Origin of the sequence: Acetobacter okinawensis (assembly GCF_002153655.1) — a bacterium.
Taxonomy (GTDB): Bacteria; Pseudomonadota; Alphaproteobacteria; order Acetobacterales; family Acetobacteraceae; genus Acetobacter; species Acetobacter okinawensis_A.
On record NZ_JOPJ01000009.1, the window covers coordinates 1 to 21107 of the forward strand.

General features: G+C 59.7%; 14 protein-coding genes. 4 read left to right on the plus strand and 10 right to left on the minus strand.

The window, feature by feature from the left end; genetic code table 11:
* The first annotated feature begins 81 nt into the window (after nucleotides 1-81).
* A complete protein-coding gene (locus tag HK26_RS05835; RefSeq protein ID WP_086638923.1) occupies nucleotides 82-1293 on the plus strand; it encodes a tetratricopeptide repeat protein in 1212 nt (403 codons plus the stop codon).
* Nucleotides 1294-1385: 92 nt separating this feature from the next.
* Here HK26_RS05835 and HK26_RS05840 read toward each other — a convergent pair whose 3' ends face one another.
* The 10 genes from HK26_RS05840 to HK26_RS05885 all read right to left on the minus strand — a co-directional run bounded on the left by HK26_RS05840 (nucleotide 1386) and on the right by HK26_RS05885 (nucleotide 16442).
* Nucleotides 1386-2930 carry an efflux transporter outer membrane subunit gene (locus HK26_RS05840; protein ID WP_086638924.1) on the minus strand — a complete coding sequence of 515 codons (1545 nt, stop codon included), beginning with the start codon at nucleotides 2928-2930 and terminating at the stop codon, nucleotides 1386-1388.
* A 3-nt stretch (nucleotides 2931-2933) separates the two neighbouring features.
* Complete coding sequence (locus tag HK26_RS05845; RefSeq protein ID WP_086638925.1) at nucleotides 2934-6089, minus strand: efflux RND transporter permease subunit; 3156 nt, start codon at nucleotides 6087-6089, stop codon at nucleotides 2934-2936.
* A 4-nt stretch (nucleotides 6090-6093) separates the two neighbouring features.
* Nucleotides 6094-7284, minus strand: a complete 1191-nt coding sequence (locus HK26_RS05850; RefSeq protein ID WP_257640876.1) for an efflux RND transporter periplasmic adaptor subunit — start codon at nucleotides 7282-7284, stop codon at nucleotides 6094-6096.
* A 259-nt stretch (nucleotides 7285-7543) separates the two neighbouring features.
* Nucleotides 7544-8698 carry a rod shape-determining protein RodA gene (rodA, locus tag HK26_RS05855; protein ID WP_086639052.1) on the minus strand — a complete coding sequence of 385 codons (1155 nt, stop codon included), beginning with the start codon at nucleotides 8696-8698 and terminating at the stop codon, nucleotides 7544-7546.
* Between the two features lie 4 nt (nucleotides 8699-8702).
* On the minus strand, nucleotides 8703-10625 hold the full coding sequence (gene mrdA, locus HK26_RS05860) for a penicillin-binding protein 2 (RefSeq protein WP_086639053.1): 1923 nt from the start codon (nucleotides 10623-10625) through the stop codon (nucleotides 8703-8705).
* Between the two features lie 19 nt (nucleotides 10626-10644).
* On the minus strand, nucleotides 10645-11208 hold the full coding sequence (locus tag HK26_RS05865) for a rod shape-determining protein MreD (protein ID WP_086638926.1): 564 nt from the start codon (nucleotides 11206-11208) through the stop codon (nucleotides 10645-10647).
* Nucleotides 11209-11212: 4 nt separating this feature from the next.
* Nucleotides 11213-12127 (minus strand): rod shape-determining protein MreC, encoded by a 915-nt coding sequence (gene mreC, locus HK26_RS05870; RefSeq protein WP_086638927.1) that lies wholly within the window; start codon nucleotides 12125-12127, stop codon nucleotides 11213-11215.
* Nucleotides 12128-12217: 90 nt separating this feature from the next.
* Nucleotides 12218-13264, minus strand: a complete 1047-nt coding sequence (locus HK26_RS05875; protein WP_025825379.1) for a rod shape-determining protein — start codon at nucleotides 13262-13264, stop codon at nucleotides 12218-12220.
* Between the two features lie 217 nt (nucleotides 13265-13481).
* Complete coding sequence (locus tag HK26_RS05880; RefSeq protein WP_086638928.1) at nucleotides 13482-15071, minus strand: 2-isopropylmalate synthase; 1590 nt, start codon at nucleotides 15069-15071, stop codon at nucleotides 13482-13484.
* 318 nt (nucleotides 15072-15389) lie between these two features.
* Entirely contained in the window at nucleotides 15390-16442 is a 1053-nt protein-coding gene (locus HK26_RS05885) for a COX15/CtaA family protein (protein WP_180539391.1), read from the minus strand.
* A 118-nt stretch (nucleotides 16443-16560) separates the two neighbouring features.
* Between HK26_RS05885 and HK26_RS05890 the strand changes: the two genes are divergently transcribed.
* From HK26_RS05890 to HK26_RS05900, 3 genes are all read left to right on the plus strand, one after another.
* Nucleotides 16561-17241, plus strand: a complete 681-nt coding sequence (locus HK26_RS05890) for a TVP38/TMEM64 family protein (RefSeq protein ID WP_025825383.1) — start codon at nucleotides 16561-16563, stop codon at nucleotides 17239-17241.
* A gap of 136 nt (nucleotides 17242-17377) precedes the next feature.
* Nucleotides 17378-18655, plus strand: a complete 1278-nt coding sequence (locus tag HK26_RS05895) for a multidrug effflux MFS transporter (RefSeq protein WP_086638930.1) — start codon at nucleotides 17378-17380, stop codon at nucleotides 18653-18655.
* Between the two features lie 94 nt (nucleotides 18656-18749).
* Complete coding sequence (locus HK26_RS05900) at nucleotides 18750-21011, plus strand: ATP-binding protein (RefSeq protein WP_086639054.1); 2262 nt, start codon at nucleotides 18750-18752, stop codon at nucleotides 21009-21011.
* The last annotated feature ends 96 nt before the right edge of the window (nucleotides 21012-21107 follow it).

Consider the following 21107-nt stretch of genomic DNA (forward strand, 5'->3'; position numbering starts at 1 on the left):
GACGCACAGCGCCTGGGCGTGACACAGATGGGAATCGTCGGGCAGGAACAGTTCGTCGATCAGTAAGGGAGTGATAAGAGCATGACCATGCGTTTTGTGCGGGGCCTTCTGTGTTCCGCGACCGTTTTCTCTCTTGCCGTTCCGGCGGCATATGCGGCGGACACATTGGGGCAGCCGGTTGGTGCCGCCTTGCAGCAGGCGCAGAGTGCGCTTGCCGCACATAACTACGCCAAGGCGCTGGCAGCCGTGAACGAAGCTGACAGTGTTGCCGGAAAAAGTGCCTATGAAGACTACACCATTGCCCAGATGCGTGCCGCAGTGGCCTCGCAGGCAGGGGATGTTGCACAGGCCACCGCTGCTTATGAGAAACTGATCGCATCCCCCCGCACACCGCGTAATCTGAAAAACCAGATGCTGATGTCGGAAGGGACAATGGCTTATAATGCCAAGGATTATCCCAAGGCGGCTCTTGCCATCCAGCGTTACCTCAAGGACGTTGGTCCCAACCCGCAGATGGAAACATTGCTTGCACAATCTTATTATTTGCAAAAAGATTATGCTGGAACGGTGCGCGTTTTAACCCCGATTATTGCCAGAACGGTCAAAGCGGGGCAAAAGCCGGTTGAATCGCAGTTGCAGATGCTGGCAGCCAGCGCCACGGCTCTTAAGGATTCTACAACCGCGACACATGCCTATGTGCTGCTGGCAAGTGATTACCCCAAAAAAGAATACTGGGCACTTTTGCTGCATGAACTGGTTGTAAATACAAAAATTCCTCCCGCCTTGCAGCTTGATGTGTACCGTATCCGTCTGGCTGCGGGAGATATTTCCACCGCGCGCGATTTTATGGAAATGACAGAAATCGCCATGCAGGGCCACATGCCCCAACTTGCGCTGGACCTGATGGATCAGGGTTACAAGCAGGGGGTGCTTGGTCAGGGCGCAGAGGCACCAAGGCAGGCCCGCCTGAAAGCGCTGGTTGAAAAAACCATTGTTGCTAAAAAAGCATCTATTGCAGAAGATGAAAAAGCCGCTCTTGCCCAGACATCAGGGAATGCCCTGCTCAATGTGGGGTATAACTATGTCACCTTCGGGCAGGCCGACAAAGGGCTGGCTCTGATGGAGCAGGCTATTACCAAAGGGGTAACGGACCCCAATATTGCCCGCCTGCACCTTGGACTTGCCCAGATGCAGGCTGGTAACAAAGCTGCGGCCCTACAGACCTTGAAGAGTGTTGCCGGGGATAACGGGGCATATGATATTGCCCAGCTCTGGGTGCTCAAACTTGGGTAAATATTGCCGCACACCTGGTGCGTAATCGTCTGGAAGTAATAAAAAAGGCCGCTGTCATGCGGCCTTTTTTATTATGATATGTTCTGTGTCTGTTACCCGGCTTTTTGGGGTGCGGGTTGTGTGGCCTTGTTGTCTGGTGTTTGGGCTGCTGGAGCCCCTTCCTGCCAGCCACCGCCCATGGCGCGGTAAATGGTCACAAGGTTCTGGTATTTTGCCACAGCAACCGTAATCTGGGACTGCTGGGCCTGTAAGTAGTAACGCTGTGAGTCCAGCGTAGTCAGGTAGGAATCTGTTCCTGTTTCATAACGGAGTTTTGCAAGGCGGTAGGCGTCACCCGCAGCAAAGACCAGATCGTCCATCTGTTTTTTCTCATCCAGATAGGCTTTGCGGGCTGCAAGGGCATCTGCCACTTCGCGGAAGGCGGTCTGCACGGTTTTTTCGTAGGCAGCAATTTTGCCGTTGCGGGTTGCCTTGGCAATCTTGAGGTTGCCGCTGTTCATACCCCATGTCCACAGCGGGACTTGCAGGCTGGGGTTAAGGCCCCAGGTTGTGGCGGCAGCAGTAAACAGCTTGTGGAACTGAAGGCTGGAAACACCGTCTGATGCCGTGAGCGTCAGACGCGGGAAAAAGGCCGCACGGGCTGCCCCGATACTGGCCTGTGAGGCCAGCAGGTCATGCTCTGCGGCAACAATGTCTGGCCTGCGGGTTAGCAGGTCCGATGGCAGGCCCGCAGGCAGGTCTGCCAGAATCGACTGCTTACCCAAGGGCAGGGGGGCAGGCAGGTCTTGTGGAATGGGTGCGCCAATGAGCAGGGTCAGCAGGTTTTCGTCCTGTTCCACCTTGCGTTGTGCATCGGTCAGCATGGTAGCACTTTGCTGCACCTGTGTTTCCAGCTGCCGGACTGTCAGCAGGTTTTCTTCACCGTGGTTATATTTGTCCTGTGTCAGCTTCAGGCTGCCCTGTTGGCTGGTCAGGGTGTTCTGGGCCAGTGTGCGCGTATCCCTATCTCCCAGCCACGTAATATACGCTATGGCAACCTGAGAGACGATGCTGATAACCATGCTGCGCATGTTTTCCTGCTGGTTCAGGGCGCGTTCGGCAGCTTCTTTGGTCAGGGAGCGGATACGACCAAAAAAGTCGATCTCGTAAGACGAAAATCCGATGCCACCAGAATAGTATTTAAAAACCCGGCCATCGCCATAAGCCGCATTGCTCCGGCCCTGTTCAAGCCCGGGGGCAAAGCTGAGCCCCGCAGCATTGGATGGAACCTGATAGATAGGTCCACCTGTGGCTGAAATGGTGGGGAACAGACCAGCATGCTGCACATCATACTGCCCCTGTGCCGTGGCAATATTGGCAGCAGATGTACGCAGGTCACGGTTCTCACGCAGGGCAATCGTGATAAGGGCCTGCAGGCGTGGGTCCACAAAAAATTCGCGCCAGCCAATATCGGCTGCCACTTTTGGCAAAGTGCTTTCCCCCGTCTGGCTATAACCGGGCCAGGTCTTGGCCAGCGGGGGGGTAGGCCGCGTGTATTTGGGGATCATGGTACACGCGGACAGAACCTGTGTTGCAGCAACAGCCAGAACTGCAACACGGAGCCGCGGGGAGCGACGGAAAAAGGACTGATGAGTCATATCTTATTCGTTCCCGGTTGCGGTCTGGGCAGGTGGTGCGCTCTCTTGGCGTTCATTCTGGCGTTTGACGTGGAATACACGCAAAACCAGAACAAAGAAGACAGGCACAAAGTAAATGGCCAGAAGTGTTGCCGTGGCCATGCCCCCCACCACGGCGGTGCCAATGGCTACGCGTGACGCGGAGCCTGCACCTGTGGCAATGGCCAGCGGAAAGACCCCGACGACAAAGGCAATGGATGTCATGAGAATGGGGCGCAGGCGTTCACGCGCTGCGGTTAGCACGGCATCTTCAAGTGATTCACCACGTTCAAAGGCAGCTTTGGCAAACTCCACAATAAGAATGGCGTTTTTAACAGCCAGCCCTACGGTGGTGAGCAACCCAACCTGAAAATACACGTCATTGTTCATGTTCCGCCACAGGGTTGCGGCAATGGACCCCAGAATCCCCAGTGGAATCACCAGCATGACGGCAAAGGGAATAGCCCAGCTTTCGTAAAGTGCGGCAAGGCACAACAGAATAACCAGACTGGCCAGTGCGTAGAGCGGGCCGGTAGAAGAGCCTGACGAGATTTCTTCAAAGGACAGGCCGGTCCATTCAAAGCCGATGCCATCGGGGAGCTTTTTGAGAATGTCCTTGATGGCAGCAAGGGAATCCCCCGAGCTGTAACCAATGGCTGGCTGGCCCAGAATTTCAAAGGCGTTAAAGCCGTTGTAATCCTCCACCTTTTGCGGACCAGTCAGCCAGTAGCCGCGAATAAAGGTGTTAAGGGGTGCAAGCGTGTTGGTGTTGGTGCGGATGTACCATTTATCCAGATCCTGAGGCAGCATACGCGAGTCCATATCCCCCTGAATGTAAACCTGCTTGACGCGGTCATTCCGGGTGAACTGGTTGACATAGATGGAGCCCAGAGCACCTTCGATTGTTGTGTTGATGTCATCAATCGTAATGCCCAGCGCGTTTGCTTTTTCGCGGTCTATATCAAGGTGGTATTGCGATGCGTCTTCCATGCCGTTGGGGCGCACGGCCATAAGGCGGTGGTCCTTGCTGGCAAGGCCGAGCACCATGTTCCGGGCTGCCAGCAACTGCTCGTGGCCAAGGTGGCCGCGGTCTTCCAGTTCAAGGTCAAAGCCCGTGGCGTTACCCAGTTCAAGCACGGCTGGCGGGTTGACGGCAAAAATCTGGGCGCGCGGGTCAAACCAGTAGTGCATCATAATCCGCTGCGCGATGGCAGCAGATGTCTGCGACGCAAGAGGCCGTTCTTTCCAGTCCTTGAGGCGGATAAAGAATGCACCGGAGTTCTGCCCCTGCCCAGCAAAGTTAAACCCGCTGATGGCGTAAACAGATTCCACAAGACCGCCCTCGGATTTAAGGATGTAATCCGTAATTTCGCGGTTCAGTTGTGTGGTCTGCTCCATGGGGGTGTTGGGGGGCAGGGTGACCTGCCCAAAGATCAGCCCCTGATCTTCATCTGGCAAAAAGCCACTGGGCAGGCGGGTAAACAGGTAGCCTGCCAGCGCGCTGATCAGCACAAAACAGGTAATGGAGAGTGCGGTAGAGGCAATAAGTTTGCGCACACCATTGAGGTACCCGTTTGTCAGGCGTTCAAAGTTACGGTTGAACCAGCCTGCTGGGCCTGTGGTTTTGACGTGTGTTCCGGGCTTGAGCATGGTGGCGCACAATGCTGGTGTCAGCACCATGGCAACCAGAACCGACAGCCACATGGCCGAGACAATGGTAATGGAGAACTGGCGATAGATAACCCCCACGGAGCCGGAAAAAGCGGCCATGGGCAAAAAGACTGCTGTCAGCACAAGAACAATGCCAACCAGCGCCCCTGAAATTTCGTCCATGGAGACGCGGGCGGCTTCGATGGGGGAGAGTTTTTTCTCCGACATCACGCGTTCCACGTTTTCCACCACAACAATGGCGTCATCCACCAGCAGGCCCACGGCCAGCACCATGGCCAGCATGGTGAGTGTGTTGATGGAAAAACCAAAGATGTTAAGCAGGCCGAACGTGCCCAGCAGCACCACCGGCACGGCAATGGTGGGAATAAGAGTTGCCCGGAAATTCTGCAAGAACACCAGCATGACCAGAAAGACCAGCCCGATTGCTTCGAGCAGGGTAATGACCACTTCCTCAATGGAGAGGGTGATGAACGGTTCCGTATCCAGCGGGTAAACGGTTTTCAGGCCCGGTGGGAAAAATTTTTCCAGCTCATCAATCTTGGCGCGGACGGCGGCCTCGGTCGAAATCTGGTTGGCGCCGGGGGCAAGCTTGAGTGCCATGCCCGAGGCGGGGTGGTTGTTGTAATAAGATGAGGTGTTGTAGGTCTGCGGCCCCAGTTCCACCCGCGCCACATCCTTGATGCGAACCTGCGAGCCATCAGGCTGGACCTTGAGCAGAATTTTTTCAAACTCGCCAGCCGATGTCAGGCGCGTTGGGCCAATGATCGTGGCATCCAGACGGATGTCCTTGCGTGCGGGCAAACCACCCAGCTCGCCCGAAGAGACCTGAATGTTCTGGGTCTGGATAGCGGTTTCCACATCCCGCACGGTCAGGGCGTAGTTGAACAGCTTGTTGGGGTCGAGCCAGATCCGCATTGCATATTCGGAGCCGAACAGCGTGTGGTCCCCTACGCCGGTTACACGGCTGAGCGGGTCGGACACGTTGGAGGCAACATAATCGGCAATATCGGAGCCGCTCATGGAGTTGTTGGTGGAGATAAAGCCAAGAACCAGCATGAAGTTCTTGACCGCTTTGGTAATGCTCAGCCCCTGTGCGGTAACTTCCTGCGGCAGTTTGGGCTGGGCAAGCTGGAGCTTGTTCTGCACCTGCACCTGCGCAATGTCAGGGTTTGTGCCCTGCTCAAAGGTCAGGTCAATTTCCATCTGCCCGGAGGCATAGGACTGGGCTGCAATATATTCCAGATGATCCAGACCGAACATCTGCTGGAGTATGGGGCGCACGACCGTGTCATTGACCGTATCGGCAGATGCGCCGGGGTAGGTTACGGTAATGGCGATCTGGGGCGGGGCAATGCTGGGATACTGGGCAATGGGCAGCCGCAGGATGGACAGGCCGCCAAACAGCATGATGATCAGGCTGATCACCCACGCAAAAATGGGTCGGTTGATAAAGAACCGCGAGAGCGACATGGATTTACTGCCCCTTTTGCGCAGGCTGTGCTGCGGAGTCGGCTGGAGTGTCGGCCTTGGGTTTGCTGGCCTGTACCGAGACCTTCTGCCCGGGGTGTATCTTTTGCGTACCGCTGACCACCACCTGCTCGCCTGCCTTGAGGCCCCCCGTCACCAGCCAGTTGGTGCCAATGGCCATGCCAATCTGTATCTGGCGCAGGGCTACCGTGTTGTCGGGTTGTACAACCCAGACCTGCGGGTCGCCATGGGTGTTGCGGCTGAGGGCCTCCTGCGGCACCAGCAGGGCATTGGGGTCAACACCTTCGTCTAGCTGGGCGTGGACGTACATGCCCGGCAGCAGCAGCTTTTGCGGGTTGGGCATGATCGCGCGCACAATAACGGTGGAGGTTGTCGTATCCACGTTCACTTCGGCCAGCGCCATGTGGCCCTTGAACTCGTAAGGAGAGCCGTCTTCCAGCGTCAGGGTTACGGGAACTTCGCCATTAGCCTGGCGCTGGATGCGCCCATCCGCCAGCTCACGCTTGAGGCGGAGCAGGGTAATGGCAGGCAGGTTCACGTCCACATAAATGGGGTCAAGCCGGGTAATAATGGCCGTATTGCTGGTCTGGTCTGCCGTGACAAGTGCGCCAACCGTAATAAGCGTGCGGCCAATACGGCCGGAAATGGGGGCATACATCTTGGTATAACCAAGGTTGACCTGCGCACTTTCCACCTGCCCCTGCGCGCTCTGTATCTGGCCACGGGCCTGTTTTTCCGCCGCCACGGCATCATCATAGTCCTGCTGGCTTACGGCGTGTTCGCGCACCAGCTTTTTGTAGCGGTTGACCTTGGCTTGGGCCGTACCTTCCAGCGCCATGGCCTGTGCCAGTTGCCCCCGTGCGGAGTCGTACACGGCTTTATAGCGGGCGGGGTCGATCTGGTAGAGTTGCTGGCCTGCTACAACGTCCGAACCTTCGATAAACAGGCGCTTGAGCACAACGCCTGTAACCTGTGGGCGAACCTGAGCAATTTCAAACGCATCCGTGCGTCCGGGCAGGCTGGTGTGCACGCTTACGGGCTGGGGTTGCATGGTTACAACGCCCACGGCCTGTGGCGGCATCTGTGCTGTGCTGTGCTGGCGTTTACAGCCTTCCAGAGCAAGCAGGGCAACCGTGCAGAGCAGGACCGGACGAAAAGAAAAAGTGTGTGTTGTCACTTTGGTGTGGCCCTGTGTGTTGAGGGGTTTTCCGCACGTGTCAGGCTTTGGCACGCTTTGCTGGGCAGGAAAGGGGGAGAAATTCACCCTGTCCAGCCCTGTGGGGAGCGTGAGCCAGATGCCGCCATGTGGAGAAAACAGAGTGGAAAAAGAAGGCTGGAAAACAGTACTAAGTGTTACCTTTAGCGTGCAAGCTAAAAGTGCAACCGCTCCAAGTCAAGAGCAGATCAGGCCGGAAAAACAAGCTTTATCGCGGGTGTCAGGCGGGGCTGCCGCCACTTTCGTCCAGCCGTGTGTCCCTATGGACCCATGTTGAAAGCAGCAGACCAAACCCCAGCATAACATTCAGCATGGCCGATCCCCCGTAGGAGACAAGCGGCAGAGGCACCCCTCCAACAGGAATGGCTCCCATGACCATGGACAGGTTGACCAGACAGTAAAAGAAAAAATTCATGCTGATGCCAAGGGCGATCAGTCGGCCAAAACGGTTGCGGCAGCGTATGGCCATGATCATTCCCCCCATAATCAGCAGAACCAGCAGGGCAATAACGGCAGCAGCACCGATAAAGCCCCATTCTTCTGCGATCATGGTAAAAATGAAGTCGGTCTGTTTTTCGGGCAGGAAGTTGAGTTGCCCCTGCGACCCGTGCAGATACCCCTGCCCCCACATTCCCCCCGAACCCAGAGCAATCTTGGACTGGATAATGTTGTAGCCCGCCCCCAGCGGATCACTTTCGGGGTGGAGGAAGGTGGTGATGCGCGCCTTCTGGTAATCATGCAGGTGGCCGTAGGCAAACTGCACAAGGGAGGGCACCGGCAGCACCAGCAGGATAATCTGCCACAGACGCATGCCCGCCGTAAAAAATAGCGATGCGCCAATTCCCCCGATAATCACCGCCGTACCCAGATTAGGCTCCTTGAGCACCAGCGCAACGGGCACCAGCACCATAAAGGCAGGGGGCACAAGCCAGAGCGGGTTGCCCATGCGGGCATGGTCCATGCGTGAGAACCACGTGGCCAATACGGTCACAAGGGCGATCTTGGCGAACTCGGAGGGCTGGATCTGGAGCCCGCCGACCATAAGCCAGCGTTCTGCTCCCTTGCCCACATGGCCCATGTGCAGCACCGCGACCAGCAGCACGAGCGAGAGCGCGTACATCCCCCATGATGCACGCATGAGCACACGGGGGGGCAGCATGGCTACAGTCACCATAAGCACAAGCCCCACGGCAAAGCGTGCGGCCTGTGGGGCGGCAAACGGGTAAGGCACGCCCCCGGCTGCGGAGTAGAGGGTCACGTAGCCAATACCCGCCAGTGCGCAGATAAGCAGCACATACAACCAGCTTATCCGCCATAGCTTGGCCATAAGCCGGAAGCTGGGCTCGGCCCGCAGCAGGCGTTTATGGAACCTGATGCGGTTATTCAAAACTGTCATCCACAGTGGCCACGCTTTCAGGCGGGGGTGTGGTGTGGTTGGCCGGGTCACGCAGGAGCGTGTCGCGCATGATGTCGCGCGCCAGAGGGGCCGCGGCATCTGCCCCGGTGTTGCCATGCTCGATCACGACCGAAACGGCGTAGCGCGGCGCATCATACGGAGCAAAGCAGATAAACAGCGCGTGGGGGCGGTATTCCCACGGCAGGTTGGCGGAGTTGAAGTGCCCGCCCTCACGCAATGCGCGTGAGACGTGGCGCACCTGCGCCGAGCCTGTTTTGCCCGCCATGGTAATGCCCGGCAGGTCAAGTTGCGCCTTGGGGGCTGTGCCGTGGGGTTCGTTCACCACGGCAAACATGCCTGCGCGCAGGGCCTCGAGATATTTTTCGGGCATGTTGAGGCTAGGCCAGTTCTCGGCGTTCGCCATGGGGCTGATCTCGCCATTGATCGCGCGCATCAGGTGGGGCTGTACGGCCCGGCCGGTTGCCATGCGGGCGGTGTAGGTGGCCAGTTGCAGAGGCGTAACCTGTATGAACCCCTGCCCGATCCCGCTGACAATGGTGTCCCCCCCGTTCCAGTGGTGGTGGTGGGCCTGTCGCCATGCCGGGGTGGGGATCAGCCCGGTGCGGGTATGGGGCAGTTCAATATCCAGCGGCACGCCAAGGCCCATGCGGTGCGCGGTCTGGGCAATGCGGTCCATGCCTATGCGGCGGGCGATTTCGTAAAAATAGACGTCGCAGGAGTATTTGAGGGCCAGATGCAGGTCGACCGAGCCATGCCCCCAGCGTGACCAGCAGTGAAAGCGCGTGCCCCCCACATCCAGATGACCGGGGCAGAAAACCCGGTCCGTGGGGGACACAAACCCCGATTCCAGCGCTGCCATGGCCACAGCAGGTTTGAAGGTGGAGCCGGGGGGGTAAACCCCGGCCACCGCCTTGTTGATAAGGGGGGTATGCTGGTTGTTTGTCCACTCGATCCACTGTGCGTGGCTGACACCGCTGTCAAACAGCGAGGGATCGAACGAGGGGGTGCTGACCATGGCCAGCACCTCCCCATTATGGCAGTCCATAACCACGGCGGAGGCCGTCTGGTCGCCTATGTGGTTGAGCACGCGCTGTTGCAGCCCACGGTCGATGGTCAGGGAAATTTCTTCCCCCGGCACGCCTTCCTCACGGTTCAGTTCGGAAATAACACGGCCAACGGCGTTGACCTCCATTTCTACCGAGCCTGCGGTGCCACGGAGTTTTTCGTCCTGATTCTGCTCTATGCCCGCACGGCCAACGCGCATGCCCGGCAGGGCCAGCAGGGTGGAATGTGCCACATCGCTCTCGTTCGGCGGGGCGACGTAGCCAATAATATGCGCCAGCAGTTCCCCTTCAGGGTACACACGGCGCGTGCCGACATCAATGAGCACACCGGGCAGGGAGGGCGCGTTCAGCTCGATCCGCGCCATCTCATCCCATGAGAGGAAGTCACGCAGCATGACGGGTACAAACCGGCGCTGGTGGCGCAGCTCGCGCGCAATGCGGTTGCGGTCGCGCTCATCCAGCGGAATCAGGGCAGAAAAGCGCTCTATGGTGCCGGGTACATCCGTTGTCTCCTCGGGCATAAGGAGCGCGCGCCAGTTTTCCTTGTTATTGGCAAGGGCTATGCCGTAGCGGTCCACAATGCGCCCGCGTGGCGGGGCCAGCAGGCGTTTGCTCACACGGTTGTTGGCCGCCATGCGGGCATAGTGGTCGCCATCGTTGATCTGGATATGGTACAGGCGGCGGGCCAACTCGCCCAGAGCCCCGACCTGTACAGCCATGCACAGCAGCGCACGGCGCGTAAAAATGCCACGTGCCGGGTCCTTCTGGTCACGGATGGGCATCAGGCGGCGGTTGTCGCGTTTACGCCGCTTTAGCCACATGGGAGCACCCCCCATGCGGTCATGGCGTGTCCTTCTCGTCCAGAATGTGCAGGAACCACGAGAAAGTGGCGGAAAGCAACGGATAGACCCCTATGCAGAGCAAGGCTTCAAAAAAGGCGGGTGCCGGATCAAGCAGATGCAGGCGGAACAGGCAGGCCAGTGCCCACTGCAATGCTGCGGCAGCCGCTCCTACCAGCCCGAACAGGCACCATACCACTAAAAAATTCATCCGCATGAGACCAAAACGGGCATAACTGCCGATGCCATGCACCAGTAACAGAATAAAGGCGCTGACCCCCAGCGGTGTAAAGCCCACCAGGTCCATAAAAAGCCCGAGCAGGAAAACTGCCAGAGAAGGCATGCCCGATGGCCGCCATACGGACCAGAAAAACACGGTGTTGATGACAATGGCGGGCAGCAGCTCCGCTGATCCGGGAATATTGACGGGTGCTGAGAAAAAAATAATGACCAGCGCGGTAAAAACCGACGGCAGCAGATGCCGCGCCGTGCGGTCGAGTCGCTGGCGGGATGTCAGCTGGGTTTCGGTATCATGCTCCCAGCGGGGGGGGTGCGGGTCAGGCATGGCGTTATCCCTCCTGCCCCGGACCGAGCAATGTTTTAAACGGCAGTGTCAACGCACGGTGTGGGCGGGTCAGGGGGACATGGCCGGGGGCTTCAGGGGGTTCGATCTCGGATTGGCCGAAGTCGAACACGCGCAGCATGGTCAGCCGGTCCAGCCGGGCGAAGGGCTGCACCACCGGTTGGCCGGGGTGCAGGTAATGCACATTGCCAATGGGAATACCGGAGGGAAAAGCCCCGGCCTGATCAGAGGTTACAACCCGCTCTCCCTCTATGGGGCGGGTGTCCTGTGAATAATAGAGCAGGCGGGGCAGGGGAGAGTTGTCCCCCGCCATAATGGCCGCAGCATGGCTGGACTCCAGCTCTACCGGCAGGCGGCTGGCAATATCGTTAATCAGCAGGATACGCGCGGCATGCGCGCCCACTTCTGTAACGCGGCCAGCAAGCCCGTTGGCTGCCAGTGCAATATTGCCAGTCTGCACGCCACTGCTGGTGCCTGCTACCAGCAGCACGGCACGGGCATAAATACCCCCGCTGTCGGCCACAACCCGGCCGGTTACAAAGGCGGGTGTTGGTTCTGGCACCCAGTGGAGTTCGGTTTTAAGGGTGTCATTTTCCCGTGCGAGGGAGACCGCAACTTCGTACCACCGGCGCAGGTTGGCGTTTTCAGCACTCAGGCGGTGGTTTTCTTCCGCCAGATTGCGGGCTTCCTTTAACCCGTGTACCAGACGTTCACTATCGGTCTGTGTGCGTGAAAGCAGGCTCCACAGGGGGGCCAGCACATCGGCCACGCGCATGCGCGCCTTGTCTGCCAGCGGGCGGTCGGCCTGCCCGGCAATAATGATCCCGACAGACATGAGCAGCAGAACTGGCAGAACCAGTTTGCTCAATGCCTGCCTTACCTGAATGGAAACCGGGACCATGAAAAACCGGATGCCTTTATTTCTGACGGCATGAAAAAAACCACACCAGACCGTGGGCTGGGGACTATGCCCCCGCACAAGGCCGGGACATTAGTACATGGTGGTCAGCACATTGCGCAGACGTTTGATTTCTTCCAGCGCGCGGCCTGTACCCAGTGCAACGCAGGACAGGGCATCTTCTGCCACGGTTACAGGCAGGCCGGTGGCCAGACGCAGCACATCGCCCATGCGGTACAATAGTGCGCCGCCGCCGGTCAGGACAATGCCTTTGTCTACAATATCGGCCGCCAGTTCAGGCGGGGTGTTTTCCAGTGCGGTTTTGACTGCGTCCACAATCTGGCTGATCGGCTCCATCAGGCTTTCAGCAATCTGGGCCTGAGAGACCTGAACCTCACGCGGGACGCCGTTTATCAGGTCGCGGCCTTTTACGTCCAGCCACGGGCCGCTGTCCTCGGGGTCATCGGGGGGGAGTGCTGCGCCAAGGTTGATCTTGATCCGCTCGGCCGAGCTTTCCCCGATCAGCAGGTTATAGGCGCGGCGGATGTAGGAGATAATGGCTTCATCCATTTTATCCCCACCAACACGCACCGAGCGGGCATACACAATACCACCAAGGGAGATAACGGCCACTTCCGTGGTGCCGCCGCCAATATCCACGATCATGCTGCCAGAAGGCTCGGTTACCGGCAGGCCCGCACCAATGGCTGCGGCCATGGGTTCCTCAATCAGGAGCACGCGGCGTGCACCCGCACTTTCCGCACTTTCCTGAATGGCACGGCGTTCCACAGCAGTGGAGCCGGAGGGGACGCACACAATAATCTGCGGGCTGGCAAAGGCCCGGCGGTTATGCACCTTGCGAATGAAATGCTTGATCATTTCTTCCGCAACATCAAAATCGGCAATAACACCGTCGCGCATGGGGCGGATGGCGGCAATGTTGCCCGGCGTCCGCCCGACCATCTGCTTGGCTTCTTCCCCCACGGCCAGAAGCTGCTTTTTGCCACGTATGTCTGCAATCGCCACAACCGAGGGTTCGTTCAGTACAATGCCACGCCCTTTGACATACACAAGGGTGTTGGCAGTACCGAGATCGATGGCCATGTCAGCAGACATAAGACCGAGCAGACGAGAGAACATCCAGGACTCCTGGTTGAAGCGGCGCTACGCGACAACGTGGAAGGGGTGAGCAAACAAAACGGCCCCCAACGGTCGCTTTGGTCAATATATCTGCACGGATTAACGGCGCATAGCGAGGCAGACAAGCCCTCTGTTCATAAACTTCCGCATAATTTCGTGCGGGAGGGGGTGTCTGCCTCGCTTATAGGGGGCGTGTTGCCCCCTAATGGGGAGCCAATCAGGCCGTCAGGGCTTCTGGTGCGGTGCGTGCACGTTTGACCAGCAGCTTGTTCAGGGCATGCACATAGGCACGTACGGCAGAGACAACAGTGTCCGCATCCGCGCCCTGACCGTCCACCAGCTTGCCGTTTTCTTCCAGCCGGACTGTGGTGCGGGCCTGTGCGTCTGTCCCTTCGGTGACGGCACCAACACTGAACAGGGCCAGCCGTGCCTCGTGCGGGAAGGCCTGCCGCAGTGCATTAAAGGCCGCATCCACCGGGCCGTTGCCCGTGGCGTTGGCCTGCACGTCCTGACCATCGACCTGAATGGTCAGGGCGGCGGAGGAAGGCTTGCCGGAGGAGGATGTCAGGTCCAGAGCCGCAAAGCGGATATGGTCGTGGTCGCGGGCTTCATCATCAACCAGCGCGACAATATCATCGTCGTAAACCACCTTTTTACGGTCAGCCAGATCCTTGAAGCGCGAGAATGCCTCGTTCAGGCGGGCGTCGTCCATGTCGGCATAACCCAGCGCCTTGAGCTTGTCGCGGAAGGCGGCACGGCCGGAGTGCTTGCCCATGACCAGCGAGGAGCGGCTCCAGCCCACGCTTTCGGGGGTCATGATTTCATAGGTCGCGGCGTTTTTGAGCACCCCGTCCTGATGAATGCCGCTTTCATGTGCAAAGGCGTTGCGGCCTACAATGGCCTTGTTGGGCTGCACGTCAAAGCTGGTAATAGTGGCCAGCATGCGCGAGACCTTGAGCAGGTCCGTGGTCTGGATGTTGGTGGTGTAGGGGTACTGGTCGTGGCGGGTGCGCAGCGCCATGACAATTTCTTCCAGCGCCGCATTACCCGCGCGCTCGCCAATGCCATTGATGGTGCACTCCACCTGCCGCGCCCCACCGCGCAGGGACGCCAGCGTGTTGGCAACGCCCAGCCCCAGATCGTTGTGGTTATGGGCAGACAGGATGACCTGATCGGCACCGGGCACACGTGCGCGCACCATGGCGAAGATTTTTTCCATGTCTTCGGGTGTTGCGTAGCCCACCGTGTCGGGGATGTTGATGGTGGTGGCCCCGGCCTTGATGGCGGCCTCCACGCAGCGGCACAGAAAGTCGGGGTCCGTGCGCGAGCCATCCTCGGCGGACCATTCCACGTCATCCGTCAGGTTCCGTGCTGCGGTATTACCGGAGGTGATCAGCTCCAGAACCGTTTCCGGCTCCATGCGCAGCTTGTACTTCATGTGCAGGGGGGAGGTGGAGATAAAGTTGTGGATCCGCCTGCGTTCGGCCGGAGCCAGCGCCTCGCCTGCGGCGACAATGTCCTTAGCCCCCCCGCTGCGGGCCAGTGCACAGACCACCACGCCTTTGGTGTGGCGTGCAATTTCGTTCACGGATTCAAAATCGCCTTTTGAGGCAACGGGAAAGCCCGCCTCGATCACATCCACGCCCAGCGTGGCCAGAGCCTCGGCCATACGCAGCTTTTCGGCCAGATTCATGGAAAAGCCGGGGGACTGCTCGCCATCACGCAGTGTGGTGTCAAAAATAATGACACGGTCAGGCGTCATGCGGCCAAAAGATGGGTGGTTGAAGCTGGTGGAATCAGCAGACATGAAAATGTTCCTGAATTACTCTGGTCCGGCGCTGCCGTAAGGGATGGCGCGCCATATATTTTGCCTGTGCGGGGCACAGACGCTCTCGCTTGAAAAAATCCCCTGGGCGTGGCGGCGCAGGGCCACCCGGATCGCTCAGGGGCTGATAAGTCGAAGGAGAAGGTCCAGACGAAAGGCCACGCCGCCCCGAGCCGCTGTTGCGCGGGTCGTGAGGGAATCGGACATGAACCGGTCGGAAATCATGACCGGTAGAATACCGCCCTCCCGTGCCAGTGCAACAGGAAAATGACCGGGTTGGGCAATTCATCTGGCTTTACGTCAACCCTGCGGCCTGCCCCGGCGCAGGGTATGCAGCACATACAGCATGACCCCGAGCAGCACGGCGGCAAAGGTCTGGTGCACAGCTCCTGCCCATACCGGCACCACCAGCAAAAGGGTGGTCACCCCCAGTGCGTACTGGATCAGCACTGCCCAGCCGAGCAGAATAATGCCGTTTTGCGCCTGTGGGCCAAGGCCCGCACCTTTGCGCAGGCCAGCCAGCAGAACGGCACCAATGCTCAGGGCGGTCAGGGTGGCCAGCAGCCGGTGGTCAAACTGGATGGCGGCCTTGTTGACCACCCAGTTCATCCACAGGGGGGAGAGCTGGGCATAATCGGCGGGAACAAGGTGCCCATCCATAAGCGGGAAGGTGTTGAACAAAAAGCCCGCATGCGTGCCTGCCGTAAAGCCGCCCGCAATAATGGTGATGCACAGCAGAGCAATGGTGATGCACGCCAGACGCCGTGTCAGCCGGACGCCGGGGGTCTGGGGCGTGGGTTCGGGCTGGGGCCAGCGGATGGAAAAGGCGGTCCACAAAATGGCGCCATACAGCAGCAGGGCGGCACTCAGGTGCAGCACCAGCCGGACAGGCTCCACCGCCGTGCTGTTGGCACGAAAGCCCGAGGCGACCATAAACCAGCCAATGCCACCCTGAAGAGCGCCGAGGATAAAAAACACAAACAGCCTTACTGCAAGGCGGCGGGTAATCATGCCCCTGACCACAAACCAGAGGAGTGGGAGCAGCAGCACAAGGCCCATAAGCCGCCCCCAGAAGCGGTGGATCCACTCGGCCCAGAAAATTTTCTGGAACCCTTCCAGCCCGAACCCTTCATGCTGGAGGTGGTACTGGGGAATGGTCTGGTACAGCGCAAACAGCCGCTCCCACTCTGCATGGGACAGGGGCGGGATCATGCCGCTGACCGGCTGCCAGTCCATGATCGACAGGCCGGAGCCGGTCAGGCGTGTCACACCGCCAATGGCGATCATGCCCAGCAGCATGAAACACAGAAGGAACAGCCAGCCAGAAATCAGGCGGCGGTGGGCAGGCGTCATCTCTTGCTGGCGCTGGGACGTGGTGGGCATGGCACTCTTTTGCGCTGGAGTTAAACTTTATGGCTAGGGTTTACAGCCAGCTTGCGGCCCGCGGCAAGAAGATGCTAGCGCCCAAGGGATGAAACCACCCCCCCCAGCACCCGCCTATTCCCCCAAGGTGTTGTTCAAACCCGTGCTGATGCTGCTTATTCTGGTCGCGGGGGCCATAGGGCTGCGGCATGTGCCTGCTCTGGAGCACGTGCTGGGCAGCACGGCCATGCTGCGTGCGGGCCTTGGCGGGCGGCTTGTGTTTGTGGCCGGGGCATCGGTCTGGTGTGCGTTCGGCCTGCCGCGGCAGGTAGCCGGTTTTGCTGCCGGAGTGACCTATGGCGTGGCCGAAGGGCTTGCCATGATTACATCGGCTTCTACATTAGGGTGTGTGGCCGGTTTTTTATGGGCCCGATGGGGTGGTCGTTCATGGGCGCAGGCGCGCCTTGGGCCACGGTTTGAAAAGCTGGATGCTTTTCTGACCCACAAGCCCTTCCTGAGTATTCTGACATTGCGCCTGCTGCCGGTTGGGTCAGCCCTGCTGCTTAACCTGCTTGGAGGCGTGTCCGGTATGGCGGTATGGCCATTTGTTGCGGCAACCCTGCTGGGTGCGCTGCCCCAGAACGCCGTTGCAGTGTTGCTGGGGGCTGGTGTGCAGGTGGGGTCTGGCTGGCAGTATGGGCTAGGGGGCGCACTGTTTGCGCTCTCCGCCGTGTTGGGTCTGTGGCTTTGGCGGCATACCCGCATTGCTGTGGCCAGCGGGCAGCCTTAGGCCGCTTTGTGGCCCGGTGGTCTGGCGTTTTCCACGTCAGGCCCAGCGGGCAGACCCCATACCCCCGGTTGTTTTTTTTCAGTGGGATCATCCATTTGCGGCATTTACCTGACATGTCATGCCCGGAGGGCCGGACATGATATCTTCTTCCATGGAACGGCCTGCGGCGGCGCAGGAGGGTGCGCGGCCTGTTTTTGCTGCCGGGGTACCGGGGTGGCTGGCCCTGCTGCTGGGGTTTCTGACCGCTGTTGGCCCTATCTCGACCGATATTTACCTGCCGGCCTTCCCGGCCATGGAGCAGAGTTTCCATACCACGGCGGGCAATGTGCAGTTTACGTTGGCCATCTGGTTTATGGGCCTTGCCATTGGGCAGTTGAGTGTGGGGCCGCTGGCCGACAGGTATGGCAGGCGTATGCCCCTGCTGGTGGGCAATGCGTTGTATGCCGCAGCCTCCGCCGTTTGTGCATTTGCGCCGGATGTCACCACATTTTCCGCCGCCCGGTTTGTGGCGTCCATCGGCGCTTCGGCCAGTCTGGTGGTGCCAACGGCCTGTGTGCGCGATGTGGTGTCCGACCGGGCGGCGGGCGCGCGTATGATGTCCCGCCTGATTATGGTCATGGGGGTTGTGCCCATTCTGGCCCCCATGCTGGGTGGTCTGGTGGTGGAATTTGTCTCGTGGCGGATTATTTTCTGGGCGTCTGCGGTTTATGGTGTGGCGTGTGTGGCCCTTGTGCTGTGGGTGCTGCCAGAGACACTGCCCTACCAGAAGCGCCAGAGCCTCTCCCCCATTACTCTGCTGACCCGCTATGTGGCTTTGCTGGGGGACAGGGGGTACAGCGTGTACGCGATGGTCACGGCCTGCTCGACCTTTATGTCCTTTAGCTACCTTACGGCGGCTCCGTTTGTTTTTGTCCGGCTTTTCCATTTTTCGCCGTTGCATTTTTCCATGCTGTTCGGGGTCATGGCGGTGTTCATGATCGGGGCATCGCAGGTAAACGGCCTGCTGGTCGGGCGGGTGGACCCCGGCCGTCTGCTGTCTGGTGGGGTGGTCCTGTCGGTTGTGGGCACGGTGCTTATGGTGGGCGTCAGCCTGTGGGGTGGGTGGTATGCCTCCCCCGCCAGTAAGGGGTATGAGGTCTGGCTGGTGATTGCCACCATGGTGCTGGCTCTGGCCCCAACAGGTATTATTTTCCCCAATGCGATGATGATGGCGCTGGCCGACCATCCCTCCCAGGCGGGGGCGGCATCGGCGCTGGCGGGTACGCTGCAATACGTGCTTGGTGCTCTGGCCGGGGTGGTTGTCGGGTTGTTTGCGGCCACATCTGCGTTACCAATGGCTGGATGTATGTGCCTTGGTGCGCTTATGATGCTGGGTATGCATATGCTTCGCCCCACCGGGCGGGGTGGTGCCTGATCGTGCATGGGCAGCCATGCCTTGCTCAACCATGGCTACAGGTGCCATGCCGCGTATGGCATGGTGGACACACAACAAGGGGAGCATGCCTGACATGCTACGGCATCCGGCAAGACGGGCTCATATTCTGGCTCTTATCGGGGCTGGCGTGCTGATTGTGACCTTTGGTGGCATTGGCATAGAACTCGGCAATGACATGGCCCGCCATGGCAACATGGATCGCCAGAGCACGGCGGCTGGCAGTTACCTGCGCGGTGTGCACCACGCGACCAGTGATGCCCGTATCTGCCATTACGCCTTTGAGGCCGAACATAACCCGGTTGACGGGGAGTGTTACCAGCAGGCCGTAACCCAGCTTGCCGATGCCCGTACGGGGTTTGATGGCTTCCGCTCCGTGCAACTGCGTGAGGGTGGAGGGCGCAAGGAGGTGCTCGACGTTGTAGAGCACCAGCTACAGGCCATTAGCACATGGCCCAGATCAGCCGATGCCATGCCGCAGGGCGGGGCCGCCCTGCTGGCAGCACTGGACAAGAACCTGTCTGTTTTAAGCCGTGCCAGCACGCTGGATCAGGCAGACCGCGTGGCCAACATGCTGCGCAATACAAGCTGGCAGCGCAGGCTGGCGCTGCTGGGGATTCTCACCGGCGTGCTCAGTATGATTTCGGCAGGTTGGGTGCTGGACCGCTCATCCCTTGCCGCAGCAAGGGCGGAGGCCTCCTCGCGCGATCTGGCGTTACGGCTGCGTGCGACTCTGGATAGCCTGAGCCTAGGGGTTGCGGTGTTCGGGGCGGATGGACGCCTGTGGCACTGGAATGAGCAACTGGCCACGGTGCTGGGGCTGGGTAAGGATTTTTTGCGTACCGGCCTGTCCTACAACGCTCTGAGCGGTCGGCTGGTGGTAGAGGGGGTGCCTCTGCTGGAGCCGTTTGAACATATTGAGGGCAGTCTGTCCAAAGGGGAGCTGGCACCCCCGGTGGTGGTGGAATGCAAGGGCGGCAATGGCGCCGATCTGGAGTTGTGCCGCACCTTGTTCTTTGCCCCCGATGGGGCTGCCGAGCGGCGTGGCTTTGTGCTGACTGCGGCGGACATTACCATGCGCCTGCGCAGTGAGCGCGCCCTTGGCGAAGCGCAGAAGCTGCGCGCCCTTGGCCAGCTGACCGCAGGCATTGCACATGATTTTAAAAACCTGCTGACGGTTATTCTGGGCAACCTTGAGCTTGCGGCGGAATACGACCAGCCCGATCAGGTCGAGCAGCGGCAGGAGTATCTGTCCGCCGCCACCCATGCGGGCCATCGTTCCGAGGCCCTTACAGGGCAACTTCTCTCCTTCATGCGCAGGCAGCGTGGAGAGCCAGATTCGCTGCGTCTGTCCGACCTGTTCTCCTTTCTGGGTGGGTTGCTGGGGCGTGTTATTGGCCCGCGCATTGTGGTGGAGTGCGGTGTTGTGGCCGACGTCTGGCCCGTGCGCGTGGACCCGGCCCAGTTGGAAAGTGCCGTGCTCAATCTGGCCATCAATGCGCGTGACGCCATGCCTTCTGGCGGGCGGCTGCGCATTACGGCACGCAATGTTACATTCTCCGTCAATGCGGATCTGATGGGCCTGCCGGTGGAGGAGGGGCGCAGTATTCGTGTTGTGTCTGACCCATCCCCCCTGCCTGCGGGCGACTGGGTCAGGCTGGATGTGGTGGACAGTGGTCTTGGCATGACGCGTGAGGTCATGGACCGCCTGTTCGAGCCGTTTTTCACGACCAAGCGGGAAGGGGCCGGGACGGGCCTTGGCATGGCCATGGTTCTGGCTTTTTCCCAGCAGGTACATGGCCGCGTTGTGGTGGCTACGGGGCATGGTAGCGGCACCGAGGTCTCGCTGTGGCTGCCGCGCGCCATAACCACCCATGCGGGGGAGGATGCGCCAGTAGCGGCTGTCAGCTCCATACCAGCGAGGTCTATCAGCCCCACGCCACAGGCACAGGGGCGCAGCCTGCAGGTGCTTGTGGTGGAGGATGATGCCGCCATCCGCGATATTGTGGTGACCATTCTGGGCATGGCTGGCCACAGGGTGCTCGAAGCAGGCGATGGCGAGCAGGCGTTTGATACCGCAGCCGGGGTGGAGGGGACGCTTGATTTGCTGGTGACTGATATCCAGCTCCCCGGTCCGCTGGATGGGGTGACTCTCTCACGCGTGCTGGTCGAGCGTTATCCCGCACTGGCAGTGGTGTATATGTCGGGCGATCTGACCCTCGATTCCCCACCGCCGGAGGGGAGTGTCCCCAATGCGCGTCTGCTTGCCAAACCGTTCCGCCGTGATGGGTTGATGGAGGCGGTAACCGCAGCACTGGGGGCGCGGGCGGGAGCCTGAGCCACCAGATCGTCCCTTGCGGAACGCTCCGGTGCGGGATAGAGCGGGGCCGGTTGCCAAAGACCTGTTCGCCAGCGGTGCTTGACCTAGGGGAAT